Below are 20,452 nucleotides of genomic sequence, written 5' to 3'. Positions count from 1 at the left end.
CGCAACGCGACCGCTTCACGAAAGAGCCCGGCATTTGCCGGGCTTTTTTTCGCCCGCACTCAGCGGAAGAGCGCTTGCGGATACTCGGGTTTCTGGTCGCGCGCGAGCAGGCGCTGCAAGCCTTCGGCAGGCGTGATGTCGCCATGCAGGACGGCCTGCACCGCCGCGGAAATCGGCAACTCGATGCCATGGCGATCGGCCTGGCGCATCACTTCGTCGGCGGTCTGGATCGATTCGACCACCTGCCCGATTTCGCGCACCGCATCGTCGAGCTTCTGACCGCGCCCGAGCGCGAGGCCCAGGCGCCGATTGCGCGACAGATCGCCGGTGCAGGTGAGCACCAGGTCGCCCAGGCCCGCCAGGCCCATCAGCGTTTCGGCCTTGCCGCCGATCGCCGCGTTGAGGCGCAGCATTTCGTTGAGGCCGCGCGTGATCATGCCCGCGCGCGCGTTGAGGCCGAGCTGCATGCCGTCGGCCACGCCCGTCGCGACGGCGAGGACGTTCTTCATCGCGCCACCGAGTTCGGCACCGAGCATGTCGTCGCCGGTGTAGGCGCGGAACGCGGGGCCGTGCAGGACTTGCGCGACCTGCTGCGTGAACGCAGGCGAGTCGCCATGCACCGTCAGCGCAGTGGGCAAACCCTGCGCGACTTCCTTCGCGAACGACGGGCCGGTGACGACCGCGAGCGGCACATCGTCGCCAAGCACTTCGCCGGCGACTTCATGCAGGAAACGCCCCGACCCCGGTTCGAACCCCTTCGTCGCCCACGCCACGCCCGCATGCGCGGGACGATGCGGCGCGAGTGCGCGCAAGGTTTGCGCGAATGCGTGCGAAGGCACGACGACAAGCACGAGGTCGCATCCGGCGAGGGAGGCGGCCATGTCGTGCGTCGCGCGCAGCGAAGCCGGGAGTTGCACGCCCGGCAGGTAGCGGGTGTTCTCGTGCGATGCGTTCAGCGCATCGATCGCCGCCGCGTCGCGGCCCCAGAGCACGGTGTCGTGCCCGTGGCGCGCGATCAGCGCGGCGAGCGCGGTGCCCCAGGACCCCGCGCCGAGGACGGCGACCGACAACCGACTGTCAGATGCGTCGCTGCCCATGGGCGGTCAGGCGTTGCCGACCGTCTCCGTGCCGCCGAGGTCGGTTCCCGAACCGATCTGGGCCGCGCGCTGGCGCAGGTTTTCCGCATACAGTCCTTCGAAGTTGATCGGCTGCATGAAGAACGGCGGGAAACCGCCCGACTGGATCAGGTGGCTGACGCTGGCGGCGGCGTAGGGATAGAGCAGGTTCGGGCACTGCGTGCCGAGCATCGCGTCGATGCCGGCGTCTTCGAAGCCCGCCAGCGTGAACACGCCGGCCTGCTGCACTTCGGCCAGGTACGCGGTCTTGCCCGCGATGTTGCAGGTCAGCGTGATGCCGAGGACCACTTCGAAAGCGGATTCGCTCAGGCGCTGCACTTTCTGGTTGAGGTTCATCTGCAGCTCGGGCGCGCCGGCTTCGTTGAACACCTGCGGGGCGCCGGGCGCCTCGAACGAGACGTCCTTGACGTAGATCTTCTCGACCGTGAAGGAAGCGCCGGCCTGCGGCTGCTGCGTGGTCTCTTCGGACATCGTTGTTGCTCCGGGAACTGCTGCGAAAAAGAGGGCGATTATGGCATGCGGCCCGCGGTCGTTCCGGGGGCCGCCGCCTCAGGAATGGGGACTCAGCGGCCCTTTACCAGCGGCAGCTCGGCCTGCTGCCAGGCGGCGATGCCGCCGTCGAGCCAATAGACGTGTTCGAAGCCGGCCTTCTTCAGTCGCTTGGCTGCACCTTCGGAAGCCTGGCCCGTGCGGCAGACGGCGACCACCGGCAGCGACTTGGCGTTGGCCAGCACCTTGTTGTCCGGGTCGAACTGGCTGAACACCACGTTCTTGCTGCCGGGGATGTGGCCCTTCTCGAAATCGTTGATTGCCGAGAAATCCACGACCAGCGCGTTCTCGCGGTTGATCAGGTTGGTGAGCGCGGCCGGGCGCAGCGCCTTGAAGGGGCGGAACAGGCGCGCGATTTCGGTGTAGCCCAGCGCGAGGGTGATGCCCACCAGGGCGATCACATAGAAGATGTGGCGTTGGGCGAAATCGAGCAGTTCGGCGTAATTCACTTCGGTTCTGCGGGTGGCGAGCGGGCGGGGATTGTCGCCCGCGCCGCCCCCGCACGCAAAAGGGCCGCCGCTCAGTCCTGCCAGAGGTCCGGCAGGCCGACCACCAGCCACCACTGCTTGGTCAGCGGGTCGAAATGCCAATGCTCGGTGTAGCGGGTCTGGCGCTGGGTGAGGTTGTGGCGATTCACCACGTCGATCTCGATCTCGCGCACCACGTCGCCGTCGGGCAACGTCTGCGTGGCCAGGTCGCGATAGCCGGCGATCTGGATTTGCTTGTAGCGCTCCAGCTCCACGTCGCTCAGCGGGTGCGCTTCGCGGTACTTCGGATCCACCAGCGTCCACGCGCCTTCGAAGTCGCCCCAGCGGATGGCGGCCGAATACGCGTAGGTCTGCGTGTCCAGCTTGTTGGTGTCGCCCTTCGACGACGCGCAGCCGGCGAGCGCAAGCACGCACAGGCACAGCCCCAGCCACATGGACCACAAGGTCATCTTCCGCATGTCGTTGTCCCCGGTCGCGACAACCGCATCCTAGCCTTTCCGGAAGGCGACGAACCGCGCGGTGAAGGTCGCCGCATCGCCGCCCTCGGGAAGCGGGACGCGCGCCACGAGTTCGGCGCGCGCGCGGCCGCGTTCGGAGAGGGTGGCGAGGAAGGCGTGCCAATCCACGTCGGGCCCGGCCTGCGCCTGCGCTTCGAGGTCGGCGTACAGCGGCGCGAGGTAACGCACCTGGCAATCGGCGATGTACACCTCGGCCTCCATGCCGGCGCCCTGGATGTGCAGGGACACCACGCCCCAGGCCGCGAGCGTCATCAGCGACGAGAGGCTGCCGCCGAACGCGCAGCCCTTGTCGTTGACGTTGCGCGACAACGGCGCGCGCAGGCGCAGCGCCTGTCCGTCGTAGCCGGCGATCGCCACCTCCATCGCGGCCACCGGAGGCATGCCTTGGTAGTGGGCGTGGAGGTGGGACAGAAGGTGTTCGTGCGACATCGGAAGCGAACCTGCGATTGCGGGGCGGCGCGGCACGCCGCAAGCTGCGCGCATGCGCGAGGCGGCAAGTCCACGACCGGCGGCATGGTACGTCATCTCCCTGCGCCCGCTGGGGCAGCACGGCGCCGTGCGTCGCGCCGCCGCGCGCGCGGGCATGGACTGCGTGGCGTTGTCGACGATGCGCATCGTTCCGCGCGACGACGCGCAGTCGTGCCGGCGATTGCGCGAAGCCCTCGCCGCGCCGCGCGTGGTGTTCACCAGCCCGAATGCCGTGCGTTGCGCGGCGGCGATGACGCCGCTGCGTCGCAAGCGCGCGCAACACTTCTTCGCGATCGGCGCGGGCACCGCGGCGGCCTTGCGTCGCGCGGGCATCGCCGATGTCCAGGTCCCTGCGCACGCCGACAGCGAGGCCTTGCTCGCGATGGATGCGCTGCAGGACATCGACGGTCTCCGCGTGGGCCTGGTGACCGCGCCGGGCGGTCGGGACCGAATAGAGCCCGGGCTGCGCAAGCGCGGCGCGCAGGTGGTGCGCGCCGATGTCTATGCACGACAAGCCCAGGCACCGTCGCCGCGCGCCTTCGCAGCCCTGCGCGCCGCGCGCGGCCGGTGGGCGATCGCATTGAGCAGCGGCGAAGCGCTGCAGACCCTGATGGACCACGCGCCCGCCGACCTCGCGCCGAAACTCCGCGCCGCGCGCGTCCTCGCCGGCAGCGCGCGCCTGGCCGACGAAGCGCGCGCACTCGGCTTCCGCGACCTGCGCCTGGCGGCCGGTGCCCGCCCCGCCGATCTGGTCGCCGCGCGTGATGGCCGTCCACGACGCGGCATCCGGTAGCATCGTCCGCACCCTTCGCGACACCTCCAGGCCGTGCTCGATACCGACCCCCCGCCCGAACCGCCGGTCCGTCGTTCCCGCGCGCCCCTCGCGTGGCTCGTCGTGTTGCTGCTCGTGCTGGGCGGCGCCTGGGCGTGGCATGCCTGGAACACGCGCGCCAAGCACGAACGCGCCGCGGCCGACGATGCCTCGCAACGCCTGGCCGCCGTCGAGGATCGCCTCGCCACGCTGCGCAGCGAACAACGCGCCCAACAACAACGCCTGCAGCAAGCCGAAGCGACCAACCGCGTGCTGCGCGACGAATTGCTGGGCGTCGGCCAGCGCGCAGCCTTGCTCGAGGACAGCGTGTCCAAGCTCGCCGATCCCGATCGCCACGGCGCGCAGGCGATCCGTCTGGATGAAGTCGAGATGCTGCTCTCAATGGCGCAGCAACGTTTGCAACTCGCATCGGATCTCGACGGCGCGCGGCGCGCGTATGCGCTCGCGGCGGGCATGCTCGACGGCATCGACGATCCGGCTTACCTGAGCCTGCGCCAGACGCTCGCGCAGGAGCGCGGCACGCTCGATGCGAAAGGCGTCGATCCGGTGCACGAGGCCGCCGCAAAACTCACCGCTTTCGAATCCGCGCTCGCCCGCCTGCCGGCGGCGCAATCGCTTCCCGACGCCAGCGACCAACCCTGGTGGCGGCGCGTCGCCTCCAAGCTGGTCGACGTGCAGCCCTCCGATCGTGCGCAGTTGCGCGCGGCGAGCGACCGCTCGGCGGCGATGGAAGCGCTCGGCATCGAACTCACGCTGGCGCGCGCCGCCCTGGAACGCCGCGATGTCGACGCCTGGCGGGCCTCGCTGGTCCGCGCCGATGCGTGGCTGCCGCGCCTGTGGCCGGATTCACCGGCGCTGCGCGCGCAACGCGCGATGCTGCGCGGGCTGCGCGCGCAACCGTTGGCGATCGCCTCGCCGGTCGTGGGCACGACGCTCGCGCAATTGCGCTCGATGCGGGCGCGCTGACAGGAGGTCGCATGAACTTGTTCCGCAACCTGTTGTTCTGGATCGCATTGGCACTGGTCGGCGCGCTCGTCGCGCAGGTGCTGGTGCAGGATCCGGGCGAAGTGCTGGTGCGCTTCCGCGGGCACGATTACCGCAGCACGGTGGTCGGCGCGTTCCTGCTGCTGTTGCTCGCCGTGTTCGCGCTGTGGCTGCTGTGGACGGTGCTCGCCTTGCCCTTCCGCGGGTGGCGCGGTTTCCGCAATCGGCAGGCGCGCCTGCGTTTGACCGACGGCCTGGGCGCGCTGCAGCTCGGCCACTGGGCGCGCGCGGAAAAACAACTCGAACTCGCGGCCGACCGCGATGAAGCCGCGGCCGTGGCGCGCGTCGGTGCGGCGCAGGCGGCCGAAGCGCGCGGTGATTCGGCCGCCGTGCAACGCCATCTGGATGCACTCGCCGACCGCGCACCGCTGGCGAGCGCCATCGCGCGCGCCGAACGCGCGCTCGCAGGCGGCGATCCCACCGCCGCGCTTACCATCCTGGACGCGCCCACCGCACAACCGCTGCCGCCGCGCGGGCTGATCCTGCGCGCGCAAGCGTTGGCCGACCTCGGCCGCGCGCATGAGGCCTACGGCATGCTCGGCGCCATGCGCCAGCAGCAGGCGCTGCCGTCCGATCGCCTCGATGCATTGCAGGCGCGCTGGGCCGCCGCCTCGCTCGCGCAGGCGCCGGATGCGAATGCGCTGGCCGATCGCTGGGATGCGCTGCCCAAGGCGCTGCAATCCAACGCCGCCGTCGTCGGTGCCTACGCCGCGCGCGCCTCGGACATGCGCTGGGACGTGGCCGCCGCGCGCAACATCGAGCAGGCGCTGGCCACGCAATGGGACGAGGCGCTGGTCGATCGCTACGGCGCGCTGCCGGTCGCTTCGCCCGAAGCACGCCGCACGCAACTGGAAACCTGGCTCGCCGCGCATCCGGAAAGCCCGGCGACGCTGCGCGCACTCGCACGCCTGCAACCCTGGCCGATCGCCGAGGGCTCGCTGCACCGCGCGGTCGCGCAGGGCGGTGGCGCATCGGCGTGGGAAGCGCTGGCCGAAGGCTATACGGCCGCGGGCGACGCCGAAGCCGCGCGCCTGTCCTACGCCAATGCCCTGCGCGCGACACGTGGCGAACCCACGCTCGCCCTGCCCAACCGCGGCCTGCGCGATCGCATCGCCGACGAGGCCGCGATCGAAATCCGCGACGCGCACGGCGTCCCCCGCCTGCGCGAATGAAACCCGGCCGGCGGCGTCGCCTAGAATGCCGCGCATGTCCACGCCCGCCGAACAGGAAGACGACGCCGGTTTCGCCCGCGTCCGCACCTATCTGACCGATCTGCAGGACCGCATCTGCGCGGCCATCGAAGGCGTGGACGGTGTCGCGCGCTTCCGGGAGGACACGTGGACGCGCAGCGAGGGCGGCGGCGGACGCACGCGCATCCTGCGCGAGGGCGCGGTGTTCGAACAGGCGGGCATCGGATTCTCCGACGTCTCGGGTTCGAAGCTCCCGCCCTCGGCGACCGCCGCGCGGCCGGAGCTCGCCGGCGCGACGTGGCGCGCGGTCGGCGTCTCGCTCGTGTTCCACCCGCGCAATCCGTACATCCCCACGACCCACGCCAACGTGCGCCACTTCCGCGCGATGCGCGATGGCCGGACGGTCGCGTGGTGGTTCGGCGGCGGCTTCGACCTCACGCCGTATTACCCCTTCGACGAAGACGTCCTGCACTGGCATCGCACGGCGCGCGCGTTGTGCGAGCCCTTCGGCGGGAACGAACGCTACGAAGCGCACAAGCGCTGGTGCGACGACTACTTCTTCCTCAAGCATCGCGACGAAACGCGCGGCGTCGGCGGCTTGTTCTTCGACGACCTGCACGAGGATTTCGAACGCGACTTCGCGTACCAGCGCGCAGTCGGCGACGGCTTCCTCGCGGCCTACCTGCCGATCGTCGAACGGCGCCGCGCGATGCCCTCCGGCGAGGGCGAGCGCGATTTCCAGCTCTATCGGCGCGGGCGCTACGTGGAATTCAACCTGGTGTACGACCGCGGCACGCTGTTCGGGCTGCAGAGCGGCGGACGCACCGAATCGATCCTGATGAGCCTGCCGCCGCTGGTGCGGTGGGAATACGGCTTCCAACCGGACGCCGGGAGCGATGAGGCCAGGCTGGCCGACTACCTGCGCCCGCGCGATTGGCTGCGGGAGCTCGGTGCAGGCTAGTCGGACTTGTGCTTCGGCACGACGCTGATCTGCCCGTCGGTTTCCAGGATCGCGAAACGCACGTCCTTCAGCGACAGCTCGCCTGCCTGGCGCAACGCTTCGTCGAAGTCGTTCTCGCTCACCAACTCGCGGCGCAGCACCTTCTTGAACAACAGGCCGTCCTTGGCGAGCACGATGGGCTCGCCTTCGATCACCTTTTCGGCGATGCGGCTGCGCGAGGCGATGAAACCGGTGATCCAGTTCAGGCTGATCAGCACCGCGGCGAGCAGCAGTCCGCCGATCAGCGAGGTGTCCTTGCCGAGCAGCGCGTTCTGCACCGCGTTGCCGAGCAGGACGATCAGCAACATGTCGAAGGGCGTGAACTGGCCCATCGTGCGTTTGCCGGAGATCCGGATCATGCCGAGAAGCACGACGTAGACGATGACCGCCCGCAGCAGGTACTCCCACACGGGCATGGACAGCTCGAACATGCATTCCCCCTCGGCGGCCGTGGCCTGCACTGTATCGCAGGCCCACTTTTCCACAGGCAATAAAAAGCCCCGCTGGCCAGGGGGAGACCGGCGGGGCTGGGGAACGGGACTTGGGGAGGAGTCACCGCTCCGGGGATCACTCCAGGGGAGGGAGAGATCTGCGTCAGACCTTGCATCTGACGCGAGCTATATGACCATCCCGTACATGGATGGTTCGTGAAGATTCAGGTTAAGGAACCGTTGGATTCAGTTTTAATTCATTGCTTCCGGAGAGGCCTCACAAACCTAAGCCCTGAGACGCGCTCGTCAGTGCGCTTCGTCCCAGTTGGCGCCGGTTCCCGCATCCACCAACAGGGGGACGCGCAACTCAGCAGCAGCGGCCATCCGCGTCCTCGCGCCAACGATGAGTTCGTCGACGAAACCGGCGTCGGCCTCGAAGACAAGCTCATCGTGGACCTGCAACAGCATCAGCGCACGTGCGTCGCCGGCGAGCCACCGATCGATCTCGATCATCGCGCGTTTCACGATATCGGCCGCCGTGCCCTGCATCGGCGCATTGATCGCCGCGCGCTCGGCGCCCGCGCGCAGGCCCTGGTTGCGGGCGTGGATGTTCTCCAGGTGCAGCCGGCGGCCGAAGACCGTCTCGACATACCCCTTCTCGCGCGCGTCCTGCCGCGTGCGTTCCATGTAATCCCGCACGCCGGGGTACCGCGAGAAGTAGAGCGCGATGTAATCCTGCGCCTCGCCACGGCCGATACCGAGCTGCCGCGCCAGGCCGAAGGCGCTCATGCCGTACATCAGGCCGAAGTTGATCGCCTTCGCCGCGCGGCGCTCGTTGTTGGACACATCGTCCATCGCCTTGCCGAACACTTCCGCCGCGGTCGCGCGATGGATGTCCGCGCCGCTGCCGAAGGCCTTCAGCAGGTTCGGGTCTTCCGACAGGTGCGCCATGATCCGCAGCTCGATCTGCGAATAGTCGAGCGCGACGATGCGGCGGCCTTCCGGGGCGATGAACGCCTTGCGGATGCGGCGCCCGTCGTCGGTGCGGATCGGGATGTTCTGCAGGTTCGGGTCCGACGAGGCCAGGCGCCCCGTGGCCGCACCGGCCTGGTGGTAGCTGGTGTGCACGCGGCCGGTGTTGGGATTCACCATGTCCGGCAGCTTGTCGGTGTAGGTGCTGCGCAACTTCGCCAGGCCGCGGTATTCCAGGATGATCTTCGGCAGTTCGTGCAGATCGGCGATGGCTTCGAGCGCTTCTTCGTTCACGCTCGGCTGGCCGGTGGAGGTTTTCACCTGCACGGGCAGCTTGAGTTCGTCGAACAGCAACTGGCCCACCTGCTTGGGCGAGTCCAGGCTGAAGGTGCGGCCCGCGAGCGCGGTCGCCTGCTGCTGCGCTTCGAGCATGCGCTTGCCGAGATCGGCGGACTGGCGGCGCAATTCGGCGACGTCGACCAGGATGCCGTTGGCTTCCACGCGCTCCAGGACCTGCACGAGTGGAATTTCGATGGTGCGGTAGACGCTTTCCAGCGAAGGCTCCGCGGCGAGCTTCGGGCCCAGCACCGAATGCAGGCGCAGGACGATGTCGGCGTCTTCGGCCGCGTAGCGCGTCGCATCCTCGAGCGAGACGTGCGAGAACGGGATCTGCTTGGCGCCCTTGCCCGCGACATCCTCGTAGCGGACGGTGTCGTAACCCAGATACCGCTTGGCGAGCGAATCCATGTCGTGCCGGCTCGCACCGGCGTTGAAGACGAAGCTCTCGAGCATCGTGTCGTCGTCGTAGCCGTGCACGGTCACGCCGTGGCAGCGCAGGACGTGGAGGTCGTATTTGCCGTGCTGGCCGACCTTCTTCTTCGACGCATCGGCGAACAGGGGGCGCAGTGCGTCGAGGACTTCCTCGCGCGGCAGTTGCGCCGGTGCGCCCGGGTAATCGTGGCCGAACGGGATGTAGGCGCCCGCGTAGGGTTCGGTCGCGATGCTCAGGCCGACCAGGTTGGCGCAGAGCGCGTCCAGCGAATCGGTTTCGGTGTCGAAGGCGAAGGCGTCTGCCGCCTGCAACTTCGCCAACCATGTGTCGAAGTGCTCGCGCGTAAGGATGGTTTCGTAGCCGACCTTCTCGCCGAGCTTCGCCTCCGGCGCCTCGGCCGGCGCCGCACCCGTGCGCGCCCACCCCGCCTCGGTGCCGCGCATCGAGACCTTGCGTTCGCTCGCCGACGGCGGCGGCGTACCGCCGAGTTCCTTCAGCGCCGCGTTGAAGCCGTAGCGCGCGTAGAGGATCTTCAGCGTGTCGACGTCGCGCGGGCGCAGGCCCAGCTGGTGCGCCGCCGAATCCAGCGCGACGTCGGTCTTGATCGTCACCAGTTCGCGATTGAGCGGCAGGCGCGGCAACGCCGTGCGCAGGTTTTCGCCGATCTTGCCGCCGATTTTTTCCGCATTGGTGATCACGCCATCGAGCGAACCGTATTCGGCGAGCCACTTGGCCGCGGTCTTCGGGCCGCACTTGTCCACGCCCTTCACGTTGTCCACCGCATCGCCCATCAGCGCGAGCATGTCGACGATCTGGTGCGGAAGGACGCCGAACTTCGCCATCACGCTTTCGTCGGAGTCCAGGACGCTGCCGCTCATCGTATTGACCAGCCGGATGCTGCCGCCGTTGTCGAACGGCCCGAGCAATTGCGCGAAGTCCTTGTCGCCGGTGGAGATCGTGACCTCGCTGCCGTCGCGCGCGGCTTCGAGGGCGAGCGTGCCGATGACATCGTCGGCCTCCACGCCATCGACGCGCAGGAGCGGGAAGCCCAGCGCCTGCACGATCTCGCACATCGGCTGCACCTGCGCGCGCAGGTCGTCGGGCATGGCCGACCGGTTGGCCTTGTACTCGGGATACAGATCGTCGCGGAAGGTCTTGCCCGGTGCGTCGACGACGAAGGCCGCGCAGTCGGGCTGCTCGGCGAGCGTGGCCCGGAGCATGTTCACGACGCCGAACAGGGCCCCGGTGGGCTCGCCGGCGCTGTTGGTGAGGGGCGGAAGCGCGTGGAACGCGCGGTACAGGTACGAGGACCCGTCGATCAGGACCAGTCTTGGCATCCGCGGATTCTACGCGCCCGGGTCGAACACCCGGGCTTTACGGCGGCCGGACCTATGCTTGGGTTCCGTAACCCGCAGGGAGGAGGGCTCACATGATCCGTCATCGCTCCGCGCACCGGTTCGCCGCCCTCGCCTTGCTGGCGCTCGCCGCCGGCTGCGCCACCGCCCCGCAGGATCCCAATGCGTTGCCACCGGTGCCCGAAGGCGCGCAGCAGGCCACGCGCACCGAGTCCAACGGCGACGTCGTCACCGAGTACCGCGTCGGCGGTTCGCTGGCGATGGTGCGGGTGGTGCCGAAGAACGGCCCGACCTATTACGTGACCGATTCCGACGGCGACGGCCGCCTGGACCGCAACAGCGACGGCACGCGCAACGTGCCGGTCTATTTCAAGCTTTATGGCTGGTGATTCTCTTCCGGGGAGCACGCGATGACCAAGCTCGACAAGCCCATGCGCCGCGAAGTGCAGATCGGCGACCAGGTGTACACGCTGACGATCGGCCCGGATGGCCTGAAGCTCGTCGAGAAGGGCCGCCGCAAGGGGCTGGAGCTCGCCTGGACTGCGTTGGTCAGTGGGGATGCTGCTTTGGCCAGTGCGTTGCAGGCTTCGGTGGGTGACGCGCGCTGATTGGTCTTTCGCAAAAAGCCTTCTTCGGGCTGACGACTCGCCGCGCGAATCGATGTGGTGCCCCTGCCGCTCCTGGAACGCCATCCATGGCCACCAAGTCGCGGGCGCAAGGCCATCCATGGCCTTGCTCTGGTGCACCACATCGCTCCGCACGTCGAGTCTCACCGAGGCTTCGTTCTCTGCACCTTCGGTGACCAAAAGCTTGAGCAGCCGAAGCGGTCGCATTCTCAGTTGAAATTAGGTGGATGGCGTGTCGGGAGCGGCAGGGGAACCACACCACGTCACGTGGCGCGCCGTCCTTCCGAAGCCGAAATCGTCAAGCAGGCGTCAAGTTCGCGTACGCCAGCACCAACCACTTCGAACCGACATCGTCGAAGTTCACCTGCACGCGCGCATGCGCACCGCTGCCTTCGTAGTCGGTGACCACGCCGGTGCCGAAGGTCGGGTGCCGCACGTTCGCGCCGAGCTTCACCGGTGGAACCTCGACGGCGGCCATCGCATATTCGCGACGCCCCGAATGCGGCGTGTAGGCGCTGGACACCTTCACCCGCGGCCGCACTTCGTTGATCAGCGGCGCCGGGATTTCGCGCAGGAAACGCGAAGGAATCCCGTACATGTCCGAACCGTGGATGCGACGCGCTTCGGCATAGGTGAGCACCAGTTTCTGCCGCGCACGCGTGATGCCGACGTACGCCAGCCGGCGCTCCTCTTCGAGGCGGCCCGGTTCTTCCTGTGATTTCGTATTCGGGAACAGCCCTTCTTCCAGGCCCGCGAGGAACACCAGCGGAAACTCCAGGCCCTTCGCGCTGTGCAGCGTCATCAACTGCACGCCGTCCTCGCCCGATTGCGCCTGGCCCTCGCCCGCTTCGAGCGCGGCGTAACTGAGGAAGGCGACGAGCTCGCTGAGCGCGGCCGACTCCTCGTCGTCGCCGTGCACGAAACGCGAGGCGACCGACACCAGTTCGTCGAGGTTGTCGGTGCGCGAATCCAGTTGGCCCTTCGACTCGTTCGCGTAATGCTCGCGCAGTCCGCTGCGCATGAGCACGTGGTCGATCTTTTCCTGCAGCGGCAGCGCGGCGGTTTCCACCTGCAGGCCTTCGATCAGCAGGAGGAAGCCGGCGAGCGCGTTGCGGGCGCGTGCAGCCAATACGTTGCCTTCGCTCGTCGCGCGTGCGGCATCCCACAGCGACAGGCTGCGTTCGCGCGCGGTGCGGCGCACTTCGTCGAGCGTGCGCTCGCCGATGCCGCGCGTGGGCGTGTTGACGGCGCGTTCGAACGCGGCGTCGTCGGCGCGGTTCGCCACCAGGCGCAGGTAGGCGAGCGTGTCCTTGATTTCCGCGCGCTCGAAGAAGCGTTGGCCACCGTAGACGCGGTACGGGATCTGCTCGCCGAGCAGCGCTTCTTCGAAGGCACGCGACTGTGCGTTGCTGCGGTAGAGAATGGCGCAATCGCCGTGGCTGCCGCCGTCGCGCACCCATTGGCGAATGCGTTCGACCACGTAACGCGACTCATCGATTTCGTTGTACGCGGCGTACAGGTCGATCGGATCGCCTTCGCCGGCATCGGTCCACAATTGCTTGCCGAGGCGGTCCGGGTTGTGCGCGATGACGGCGTTGGCTGCGTTGAGGATGTTCGACGTCGATCGGTAATTCTGTTCCAGGCGCAGCGTGCTGGCGCCCGGGTAGTCGCGCAGGAAGCGCTGCACGTTCTCCACTTTCGCGCCGCGCCAGCCGTAGATCGCCTGGTCGTCGTCGCCGACCACGAACACGCGGCCGGTATCGCCCGCGAGCAGGCGCACGAAGCCGTACTGGATCGCGTTGGTATCCTGGAATTCGTCGATCAGCAATTCGCCGAAGCGGTGGCGGTAATGCGCGAGCAGGCCGGCGTTGTCGCGCAGCAATTCGTGCGCGCGCAGCAGCAGTTCGGCGAAATCGACGAGGCCCGCGCGATCGCAGCGTTCCTGGTAGGCGGCATACGCCTTGCGCATCGTGTCCATGAACCAGTCGCTGCCCGGCTGGATGTGCTGCGGGCGGCGGCCTTCGTCTTTCTGCGCGTTGATCCACCAGGCGATCTGCCGTGGCGGAAAGCGCGTGTCGTCGAGCTCGAGTTGCTGCACGACGCGTTTGACCAGGCGCAGCTGGTCGTCGGAATCGAGGACCTGGAAGCCTTCGGGCAAGCCTGCATCAGCCCAATGCAGGCGCAGCAGGCGGTGGGCGAGGCCGTGGAAGGTCCCGATCCACATGCCGCGCGATCCGTTGCGCAGCAGGTGGTCGGCGCGATGGCGGAGTTCGCCTGCGGCCTTGTTGGTGAAGGTCACGGCGAGGATGCCGTGCGGGGGCACGCCCATCACTTCGTTGAGCCACGCGATGCGGTGCATCAGCACGCGGGTCTTGCCGCTGCCGGCGCCGGCGAGGACGAGGTAGTGACCGGAAGGCGCAGTGACGGCTTCGCGCTGGGCCGGGTTCAGCGCGTCTAGCAGGTGGGAGACATCCATGGGGGCATTTTACGGTGCATCGCACCGCGTGCCCGCTTAAAAGCGGGAATGGGGAATGGGGAATGGGGAATGGTTGGTACGTGGCGACTTGGAACGATGGCGACCTACGGCGAATCAACTATTCCCTATTCCCCATTCCCTCAATGCGCGTGCACGTGCTCGCGCTTGCTGGCAGCCCCGGTCATCAGCTTGTCGGTCCACGCGATCCCAAGCGCGGAGATGATGAAAACGCTATGGATGATCGTCTGCCACAACACGCCGTCCTTCGTGATGGTCGTGCAGGCCTTCATGTTGAGGCCCGCCTCGCCCATGGCGCGCACCGCGGCGATTCCGTCGGCCGTACTGCACAGCGGCAGGCCGCCGACCATGCCGACCTCGATGAAACTCTTGAGCAGGTGGATCGACGAAATGCCGATGATCGCCATCGCCAACTTGACCTTCAGCACGCTCGCGTTGACGTGGCTCAGCCACTCCGGCTGATCCGGATGATCTTCCAGGCGCAGGCGCGAAACGAAGGTTTCGTAACCGCCGACGATCACCATGACGAGCAGGTTGCTGATCATCACCACGTCGATCAGGCCCAGCACGATCAACATGATCTCCTGCTCGCCCAGGTGCGGCGTCGCGGCGATCAGGTGCAGCAGCTCTTTCACGAACAGGTAGACGTACACGCCCTGCGCGACGATCAACCCGAGATAGAGCGGCAACTGCAGCCAGCGCGAAGAGAAGATCAGCGAAGGCAGCGGATTGAGCGCGCGCGTGCGCGGGGCGACATCGGACATGGGGGATTCGCGGGGGGAGGTGCCCCGAGGTTACCGGCCGCTGCGCGCGTTTGCCAAGCCGCGCGCCGTCATTCGATCGGCGCGCGATGCATCAGTTGGCGCAATTCGGCTTCCAGTTCGGCGATGCGTGCACCAATGCGAGCAGTCTCCGCATCTTCCAGATAGCCGAGGCCATCGAGCAATCCGCCGAGTTGATCCAGGCGCGATTTCTGCTCGGCGATCACGTGGCGGCGGCGGAACAGGCGCATGTCGCGCACGTTGCCCGCTTCGTTTTCGTTGGGCAACGGTTGCCACGGACGTTCCTGCAACAGCCAGCGCAGGCGTTCGGCGGCGGCGCGTTCGGCGTCGGTCCACGGCGAAGCATGGCCGCGCACCGTTTCGCGCCAACTGGCGAAGCTCTTGCGCGGCGCGATGCGCACGCCGTCGTCGGTCGGCACCATCGACTTGTGCGGATCGCCGGCCCACACCACGTCTTCGACCTGTTCGCAGCGGAAGAAGAACAACCAGTCGTCGCGTCGGCCGAAGGGCACGGCGAGCACGCCGGCGAGGCCGTCGTTCGCATCGGGCACTGCCCACGGTGTCGCGTGGTCGATCGCCGGCAGGCGATCCACGCCCTGCGTGCGCGCCCATTCCAGCGCGCGCGACAAACCTTCCAGCGAAGGCACGCGGCCGTGCGTCGACCACTGCCCGTCGCTGCGCAGGGCGATGCCATCGGCAGGCACCATCTCGGCGAGGATCGGCATCGCTTCGGCGAGCGCGGTCGACAAGCCTTCCTGGCCCGTGAGGCGCAGCGCAAGACGTTCGCGCGCCTGGCGTGCGCGGTCGTCCTGCTTCGATGCGATTTCCTGGTCGGCGGCGCTCACGCGCATCGACACGAACAGGCTGAACATGTCGGCGGCCGCGCGGATCGACGGCGGCACCAGGCGCGGTTGCCGATGGTGGCAGGCGATCAGGCCCCACAGGCGCCCGCCGCTGACGATCGAAATCGACATCGACGCGGCCAGGCCCATGTTCTTCAGGTACTCGATGTGCACGGGCGAAACGCTGCGCAGGATGTGCTGGCTCAGGTCCAGCGGCGCGCCCTTCGCATCGTGGTCGGGCAGGATCGGCACCGGCACGTAGGCGACATCGGGAATCACGCGGATGCGGTTGCGCACGTACAGCGCGCGCGCCTGCGCGGGAATGTCGGCGGCCGGGAAACGCAGGCCGAGGTAGGGCTCCATGTCTTCCGCGCGCGATTCGGCGATGACTTCGCCGGCATCGTCGTGGCGGAAGCGATAGATCATCACGCGGTCGTAGCCGGTGAGTTCGCGGATTTCGTCCGCGGTGTGCTGGTGGAAGCCGCGCATGTCCGCGCTGCCGCTGGCGCGCGCGATCATGCGCTGCGCGACCACGGTGGGTGCCTGTCGCAAGGGAATGCTGGAGCGCGGTTCGAGTTCGACATGCACCAGGTCGCCGGCCACGTGCACGACGAAATCGCATAGGTGCGCCATCGCGCCGATATTGCCGATCGCCGCGCGCTGCGGCGGCGCGCCCGAGGCCATCATGTCGAGCACTTCGAGCAAGGGTTGCAGGACTTCGTCGGCGACGTGTTCGCGCAGGCTGCGGCCGATGACTTCGTCGGGCGGCATGTCGAGCAGTTCGGCGACGTTCGCCGAGGCATGGCGCACCGTCCAGTCCGGCAGGGAGCAGCTGATCAGGTAGCCGTGCGGCTGGATCGCACCACTGAGGTGGATCGGTTCGCGCGCGCAGTCGGCCTCGGCGCCCGAAGCGCTCGGCATTGCGTGGTCCATCGAATCAAGGTCCGTCGGTAAAGGTGGAGTGCGCCAGTTCGGCGCGATGGAATTCGTGTTCGGCGCAGGCGAAGGCGCGCGCGGCCGATTCGAGCATCGCGCGTTCGCTGCCCGGATCGAAGTCGGCACTTTCGAGCGCCGAAACGAAGGCGCGCCACCGCTTGCCCGCGCCGAAACCGCCATGGCGCGACAGGAAGGTCGCACCCGTTCCCGGGCCGTGGCCCAGCGCCTGGGCATCGCCCAGCAATTGCGTGGCGCCCAGGGCGGAGCCTTCGATCACGTACATCAGTCCGGCGGCGCCGGCATCGTTGGCGACGGACATCGGCGGGCCGTCGGCGAGCGCGCTCAGCCCGATCGCGGACAGATCCTCGTCGAGCCAGCCGGTGCGCGCCGGATCGCGCCACGCACGCCAGGTCGGGCGCAATTCCGCCCGCGCCAGCGCCCGCTCGGCGTTGGCGACGAAGGCGTGCATGCCGAGCACATAGGTGCGGTACTGCACGGGCGTCCGGATGCCTTGCGCGAAACGCGTGTCCAGGCGCACGTGCGCCGTGTTGGTGGCGCCACGCAGGCGGTCGCGATATCCGTTGTCGGCGGCTGCTGTCATCGTGAAGAACGATACAACATCACATGCACGTCGATTTCACCAACAAAGACGGGGCCTGAAGGCCCCGTCTTCACGCGCGGGAAAACCGCGCGGTTGCCGCAATTGCTGCGCTGCGTTACTTCGGCAGCTTCACTTCGTAGGCATCGGGATGTTCGGCGCCCAGCAGGTTCTGCACGAAGTAGTCCCAACGCTTGCGCATCACGTACGGCGAGTATTCGCCGTAGCCGTGGCGCGCGTTCGGCAGGAGCAACAGGTCGAAGTCCTTGTTGGCCTTGATAAGCGCGTCGACCACGAGCAGCGTGCTCTGCGGCGGCACGTTGTCGTCCATCAGGCCGTGCATGAGCAGCAGCTTGCCCTTGAACTTGGCCGCGTGGTTCTGGTTGGCCTGGTCGTCGTAGTTCGACTTGCCGTCCTTGCCCGCGACCAGCAGGCCCTGCCACTTCTCCGCCCAGTCGTCTTCGTAGTTGCGGTTGTCGTGGTTGCCGCTTTCGGCGATGCCGACCTTGAAGAACTCCGGGTAACGGAACATCGCCGTGCCCGTGGCGTTGCCGCCGCCGGAATGGCCCCAGATGCCCACGCGCGTCAGGTCGATCCAGGGGAAGCGCTCGCCGAGCTGCTTCATGCCGGTGATCTGGTCGGGCAGCGTGTTGTCGCCGACGTTCTTCGCGTAGGCGTCGTGGAAGGCCTTCGAACGATACGGCGTGCCCATGCCGTCGATGGCCACGACCACGAACCCGAGTTCGGCGAGCGCCTGGTTGTCGCCGTGCGAGGGCGAGAAACCGTAGGTGCGCACCGAGCCGACCTGCGGACCCGGATAGATGTAGTTGACGATCGGGTACTTCTTGTTCGGATCGAAGTTGGACGGCTTGAACAGCATGCCGTACAGGTCGGTCTTGCCGTCGCGCGCCTTCACGACGATCGGCTCGGGCGCCACCCAGCCGGCGGCCTTCAGGCGCGTGATGTCGGCCTTCGCGATTTCGGCCAGCACCTTGCCGTCGTTCGCGTCGCGCAGCACGGTGACCGGCGGCACGGCGGTGGTGGAGTACGAATCGACGACGTACTTGCCGTCCTTCGACAGGGCGAAGGTGTGCTGCGCATCTTCCGGCGACAACAACACCGGCGCGCCGGCATCCAGGTTCACCTTGTACAGGTGCTGGTGGTAGGGGTGGTGGCCTTCCTCGCGGTTGACGCCGGTGAACCACACCGTGCGCGATGCCGGGTCGAGACGCAGCACTTCGGCGACGTTCCAGTCGCCTTCGGTCACCTGGCGCTTGAGCTTGCCGGTGCCCAGGTCGTACAGGTACAGGTGGCCCCAGTTGCTGCGCTGGCTCCACCACAGGATCTCGTTGCTCTCCGGCAGGTAACGCCAGTTGATGGCGTTGATGCCCGATTCGAACCAGTTCTTCGCGCTTTCGTCGAAGACCTCATGCACCGCGCCGGTGTCGACGTCGGCCGTGCGCACCCAGCTCTTGGTGTGGTCGCGCGCGGTGGAGACGAAGGCGATCGACTTGCCGTCCTTCGCCCACTGCACGTCTTCCCAGCCGCCGAAGCAGCTGACGTCGTCGCACTGCGTCGAACGATGCTGGTCGGCCGGCATCTTCAGGCGCACCAACTTCTGGCTCGGCACGTCGATGACGACGCGCTCGATCATGGTCACGTCCTTGTCGCCGACGAACGGGTACTTCCACGTTTCGATCTTCGGCGCACCGATGTTGGTGCCGACCAGCGCCATCGTGCTGGTCTTGCGCTGGTCCTGCTGGAAGGTGGCGATCTTCGACGAATCCGGCGACCACACCAGGATCGCGCTGTCGTCGTGCACCCAGCCGGCGTTGTTGGTGGCGTAGCCGAAGTTCTCGACGCCGTCCTTCGTCAGCTGCGTTTCCTTGCCGGTGGCGATGTCGCGCACCCACAGGTTCCAGTTGCGGATGAAGGCTTCGCGCTTGCCGTCGGGCGAAACGTTGCCCGGGCCGTCGCCGTCCTGCGCCTTCGCGACGGGCTTGGCGACGCAACGCGGCTTGGCGACGTCGCACAGGTAATGCGTGCCCTTCACCGAGAAGTCGTAGCGGCCATCGGCGTTGAGGCCGACGCCGTAGAGCGACTTGTCGATGCGCTTGGCGTCGACCGGCTTGCCCGTCGCGGCCGACAGGGCCTTGGCCATGCGCGCGACGTCGAACGCGGCGACCGACTTGCCCGTCGTCGCATCGGTGCGCACCACGCGCACGCCGTTGGCGTCGTTGTCGAACCAGACGAAAGACTTGTCGTCGAGCCAGGTGACGCCCTTGGCGTCGTGGTCGACCAGCGGGTTGGTGTTCTGCGAAAGCATCTTCACCGCGCGGTCGTAATCGGCGGCGGTGACCTTCGCAGGCGATTGGGCGAAGGCGCCCGAGGAGAGCGCGAGACCCGCGCCAATGGCCAGCGCGCAAGCGCTGCGATCCAACTTCACACCCATGCCCCTGCTCCGATACGGATACGTAAGCGCCCGATCCTAGCGCACCCACCCCCGTCGCCGGCCCATGCCGGTGGTCCTGTACGCAAGGGACGGGCGTCTCGGTTTGGCGGAAGCTCCCGACGCCCTCAGGTCACGCGCGCGAGCATCCTGTCCGACCCGATCAGCCGCGCCCAGCGCGTGCCCAGGTCGGTCCAGCAGACGAAATACGCTTCGGCGGCGATGTGCAGCAGCGTCGCGGGCTTCAGGCGCAAACGCGGTTCGGCGGCGCACAGCTCCCAGTCGTAACCGAGCTGACGTGCGAACAGGGCGCAGCGCGCAAGGTGGTAGCGGCTGCTGAGCAGGGTCACGCGGCGCGTGTTCTCGCCGACCATCAATGCGCGGGCGTTGCGCAGGTTCTGCAGGGTGTCGCGCGATTGCGCTTCCAGGCGCAGCGCGGGGCCGGCGTCGAGGTTGCGTGCGAGCAACGAAGCCCGTGCGACTTCGGCTTCGGTGGGTTGGTCGGGCGCGCCGCCGCCGAGAAGGATCACTTCACGGGGCGGGTGTTCGCGCCACAACACGGCGGCGCGTTCCAGGCGCGCGGCGAAATCCGCGTCGATGCGCCCGTGCGGTGCGTGTTTGCCGAAGACCAGGACGGTGTCGCCGTGCTCGGGCGTGGTCGGCGCGCGACGCGCCACGCGCAGGACGTGCCAGAAGTAGCCCAGGTAGACCACGCCGGCGCTCAACATGCAGGCAAGCAGCGTCACGACGCCCGTGTGAAGGACATCGCGGTCGACGGCAAGGCGCAAACGATGGGAGACGTGGGACGGCATGGCCGCTTGATGGGGGCGTGGGGTCGAAAAGAAAGCGTGCCCGAAGGCCGACATCATCCGACTTCCGCGGCGGATGCGCCACGCTGGCCGGCGACGGGGCGATGGCTATACTCGGCCCGTCTTTCGATGAACCCGCATTCCGGAGCCTTGTTTGCATT

19 protein-coding genes are annotated in these 20,452 nt (G+C 67.8%); 6 read left to right on the top strand and 13 right to left on the bottom strand.

Features of this window, described 5'->3' with window-relative positions:
- Positions 1–59 precede the first annotated feature (59 nt).
- The 5 genes from AC1DOM_RS01450 to AC1DOM_RS01430 form a co-directional block, all read right to left on the bottom strand.
- A complete protein-coding gene (locus AC1DOM_RS01450) occupies positions 60–1,097 on the bottom strand; it encodes an NAD(P)H-dependent glycerol-3-phosphate dehydrogenase (protein ID WP_498959503.1) in 1,038 nt (345 codons plus the stop codon).
- 6 nt (positions 1,098–1,103) lie between these two features.
- Positions 1,104–1,607 (bottom strand): protein-export chaperone SecB, encoded by a 504-nt coding sequence (gene secB, locus AC1DOM_RS01445; protein WP_498959501.1) that lies wholly within the window; start codon positions 1,605–1,607, stop codon positions 1,104–1,106.
- A gap of 92 nt (positions 1,608–1,699) precedes the next feature.
- Complete coding sequence (locus AC1DOM_RS01440) at positions 1,700–2,134, bottom strand: rhodanese-like domain-containing protein (RefSeq protein WP_498959499.1); 435 nt, start codon at positions 2,132–2,134, stop codon at positions 1,700–1,702.
- A 71-nt stretch (positions 2,135–2,205) separates the two neighbouring features.
- Positions 2,206–2,622 (bottom strand): hypothetical protein, encoded by a 417-nt coding sequence (locus AC1DOM_RS01435; protein ID WP_498959497.1) that lies wholly within the window; start codon positions 2,620–2,622, stop codon positions 2,206–2,208.
- A 39-nt stretch (positions 2,623–2,661) separates the two neighbouring features.
- A complete protein-coding gene (locus tag AC1DOM_RS01430) occupies positions 2,662–3,072 on the bottom strand; it encodes a YiiD C-terminal domain-containing protein (protein WP_498959495.1) in 411 nt (136 codons plus the stop codon).
- 100 nt (positions 3,073–3,172) lie between these two features.
- On the opposite strand from AC1DOM_RS01430, the gene AC1DOM_RS01425 reads away from it, so the two are divergent.
- The 4 genes from AC1DOM_RS01425 to hemF are packed head-to-tail and all read left to right on the top strand — an operon-like array spanning position 3,173 to position 7,186.
- On the top strand, positions 3,173–3,952 hold the full coding sequence (locus AC1DOM_RS01425; protein ID WP_498959493.1) for a uroporphyrinogen-III synthase: 780 nt from the start codon (positions 3,173–3,175) through the stop codon (positions 3,950–3,952).
- A 33-nt stretch (positions 3,953–3,985) separates the two neighbouring features.
- The gene (locus tag AC1DOM_RS01420; RefSeq protein ID WP_498959490.1) at positions 3,986–4,957 is read left to right on the top strand and encodes a uroporphyrinogen-III C-methyltransferase; all 972 of its coding nucleotides are present in this window, start codon (positions 3,986–3,988) and stop codon (positions 4,955–4,957) included.
- Positions 4,958–4,968: 11 nt separating this feature from the next.
- A complete protein-coding gene (locus AC1DOM_RS01415) occupies positions 4,969–6,207 on the top strand; it encodes a heme biosynthesis protein HemY (protein ID WP_498959489.1) in 1,239 nt (412 codons plus the stop codon).
- A 34-nt stretch (positions 6,208–6,241) separates the two neighbouring features.
- Positions 6,242–7,186 (top strand): oxygen-dependent coproporphyrinogen oxidase, encoded by a 945-nt coding sequence (hemF, locus tag AC1DOM_RS01410; protein ID WP_498959487.1) that lies wholly within the window; start codon positions 6,242–6,244, stop codon positions 7,184–7,186.
- Here the strand turns inward: hemF and AC1DOM_RS01405 are convergent.
- On the bottom strand, positions 7,183–7,656 hold the full coding sequence (locus AC1DOM_RS01405) for a DUF421 domain-containing protein (protein ID WP_498959485.1): 474 nt from the start codon (positions 7,654–7,656) through the stop codon (positions 7,183–7,185). The genes hemF and AC1DOM_RS01405 overlap by 4 nt on opposite strands.
- Positions 7,657–7,962: 306 nt before the next feature.
- On the bottom strand, positions 7,963–10,737 hold the full coding sequence (gene polA, locus AC1DOM_RS01400; protein ID WP_498959484.1) for a DNA polymerase I: 2,775 nt from the start codon (positions 10,735–10,737) through the stop codon (positions 7,963–7,965).
- A 92-nt stretch (positions 10,738–10,829) separates the two neighbouring features.
- Here polA and AC1DOM_RS01395 point away from each other — a divergent pair, with 92 nt between their 5' ends.
- Both AC1DOM_RS01395 and AC1DOM_RS01390 read left to right on the top strand, forming a co-directional pair.
- Entirely contained in the window at positions 10,830–11,144 is a 315-nt protein-coding gene (locus tag AC1DOM_RS01395) for a DUF2782 domain-containing protein (protein WP_498959483.1), read from the top strand.
- Positions 11,145–11,165: 21 nt separating this feature from the next.
- Entirely contained in the window at positions 11,166–11,363 is a 198-nt protein-coding gene (locus tag AC1DOM_RS01390; protein ID WP_498959481.1) for a hypothetical protein, read from the top strand.
- Positions 11,364–11,679: 316 nt separating this feature from the next.
- On the opposite strand, the gene uvrD is transcribed toward AC1DOM_RS01390, so the two are convergent.
- The 6 genes from uvrD to AC1DOM_RS01360 form a co-directional block, all read right to left on the bottom strand.
- The gene (gene uvrD / locus AC1DOM_RS01385; RefSeq protein ID WP_498959479.1) at positions 11,680–13,857 is read right to left on the bottom strand and encodes a DNA helicase II; all 2,178 of its coding nucleotides are present in this window, start codon (positions 13,855–13,857) and stop codon (positions 11,680–11,682) included.
- Positions 13,858–13,997: 140 nt separating this feature from the next.
- Positions 13,998–14,639, bottom strand: a complete 642-nt coding sequence (locus tag AC1DOM_RS01380) for a TIGR00645 family protein (RefSeq protein ID WP_498959477.1) — start codon at positions 14,637–14,639, stop codon at positions 13,998–14,000.
- Positions 14,640–14,707: 68 nt separating this feature from the next.
- The gene (locus tag AC1DOM_RS01375) at positions 14,708–16,420 is read right to left on the bottom strand and encodes a GAF domain-containing protein (protein ID WP_498959475.1); all 1,713 of its coding nucleotides are present in this window, start codon (positions 16,418–16,420) and stop codon (positions 14,708–14,710) included.
- A gap of 16 nt (positions 16,421–16,436) precedes the next feature.
- Positions 16,437–17,036, bottom strand: coding sequence for a biliverdin-producing heme oxygenase (locus AC1DOM_RS01370; RefSeq protein WP_498959473.1), 600 nt, complete (start codon positions 17,034–17,036; stop codon positions 16,437–16,439).
- 115 nt (positions 17,037–17,151) lie between these two features.
- The gene (locus tag AC1DOM_RS01365) at positions 17,152–19,485 is read right to left on the bottom strand and encodes a S9 family peptidase (RefSeq protein WP_498959471.1); all 2,334 of its coding nucleotides are present in this window, start codon (positions 19,483–19,485) and stop codon (positions 17,152–17,154) included.
- 125 nt (positions 19,486–19,610) lie between these two features.
- A complete protein-coding gene (locus AC1DOM_RS01360; protein WP_498959469.1) occupies positions 19,611–20,294 on the bottom strand; it encodes a YdcF family protein in 684 nt (227 codons plus the stop codon).
- Positions 20,295–20,452: the final 158 nt, after the last annotated feature.

The organism is Lysobacter sp. P5_B12, from assembly GCF_056400425.1.
This window is presented reverse-complemented; position numbering and strand designations above follow the sequence as displayed.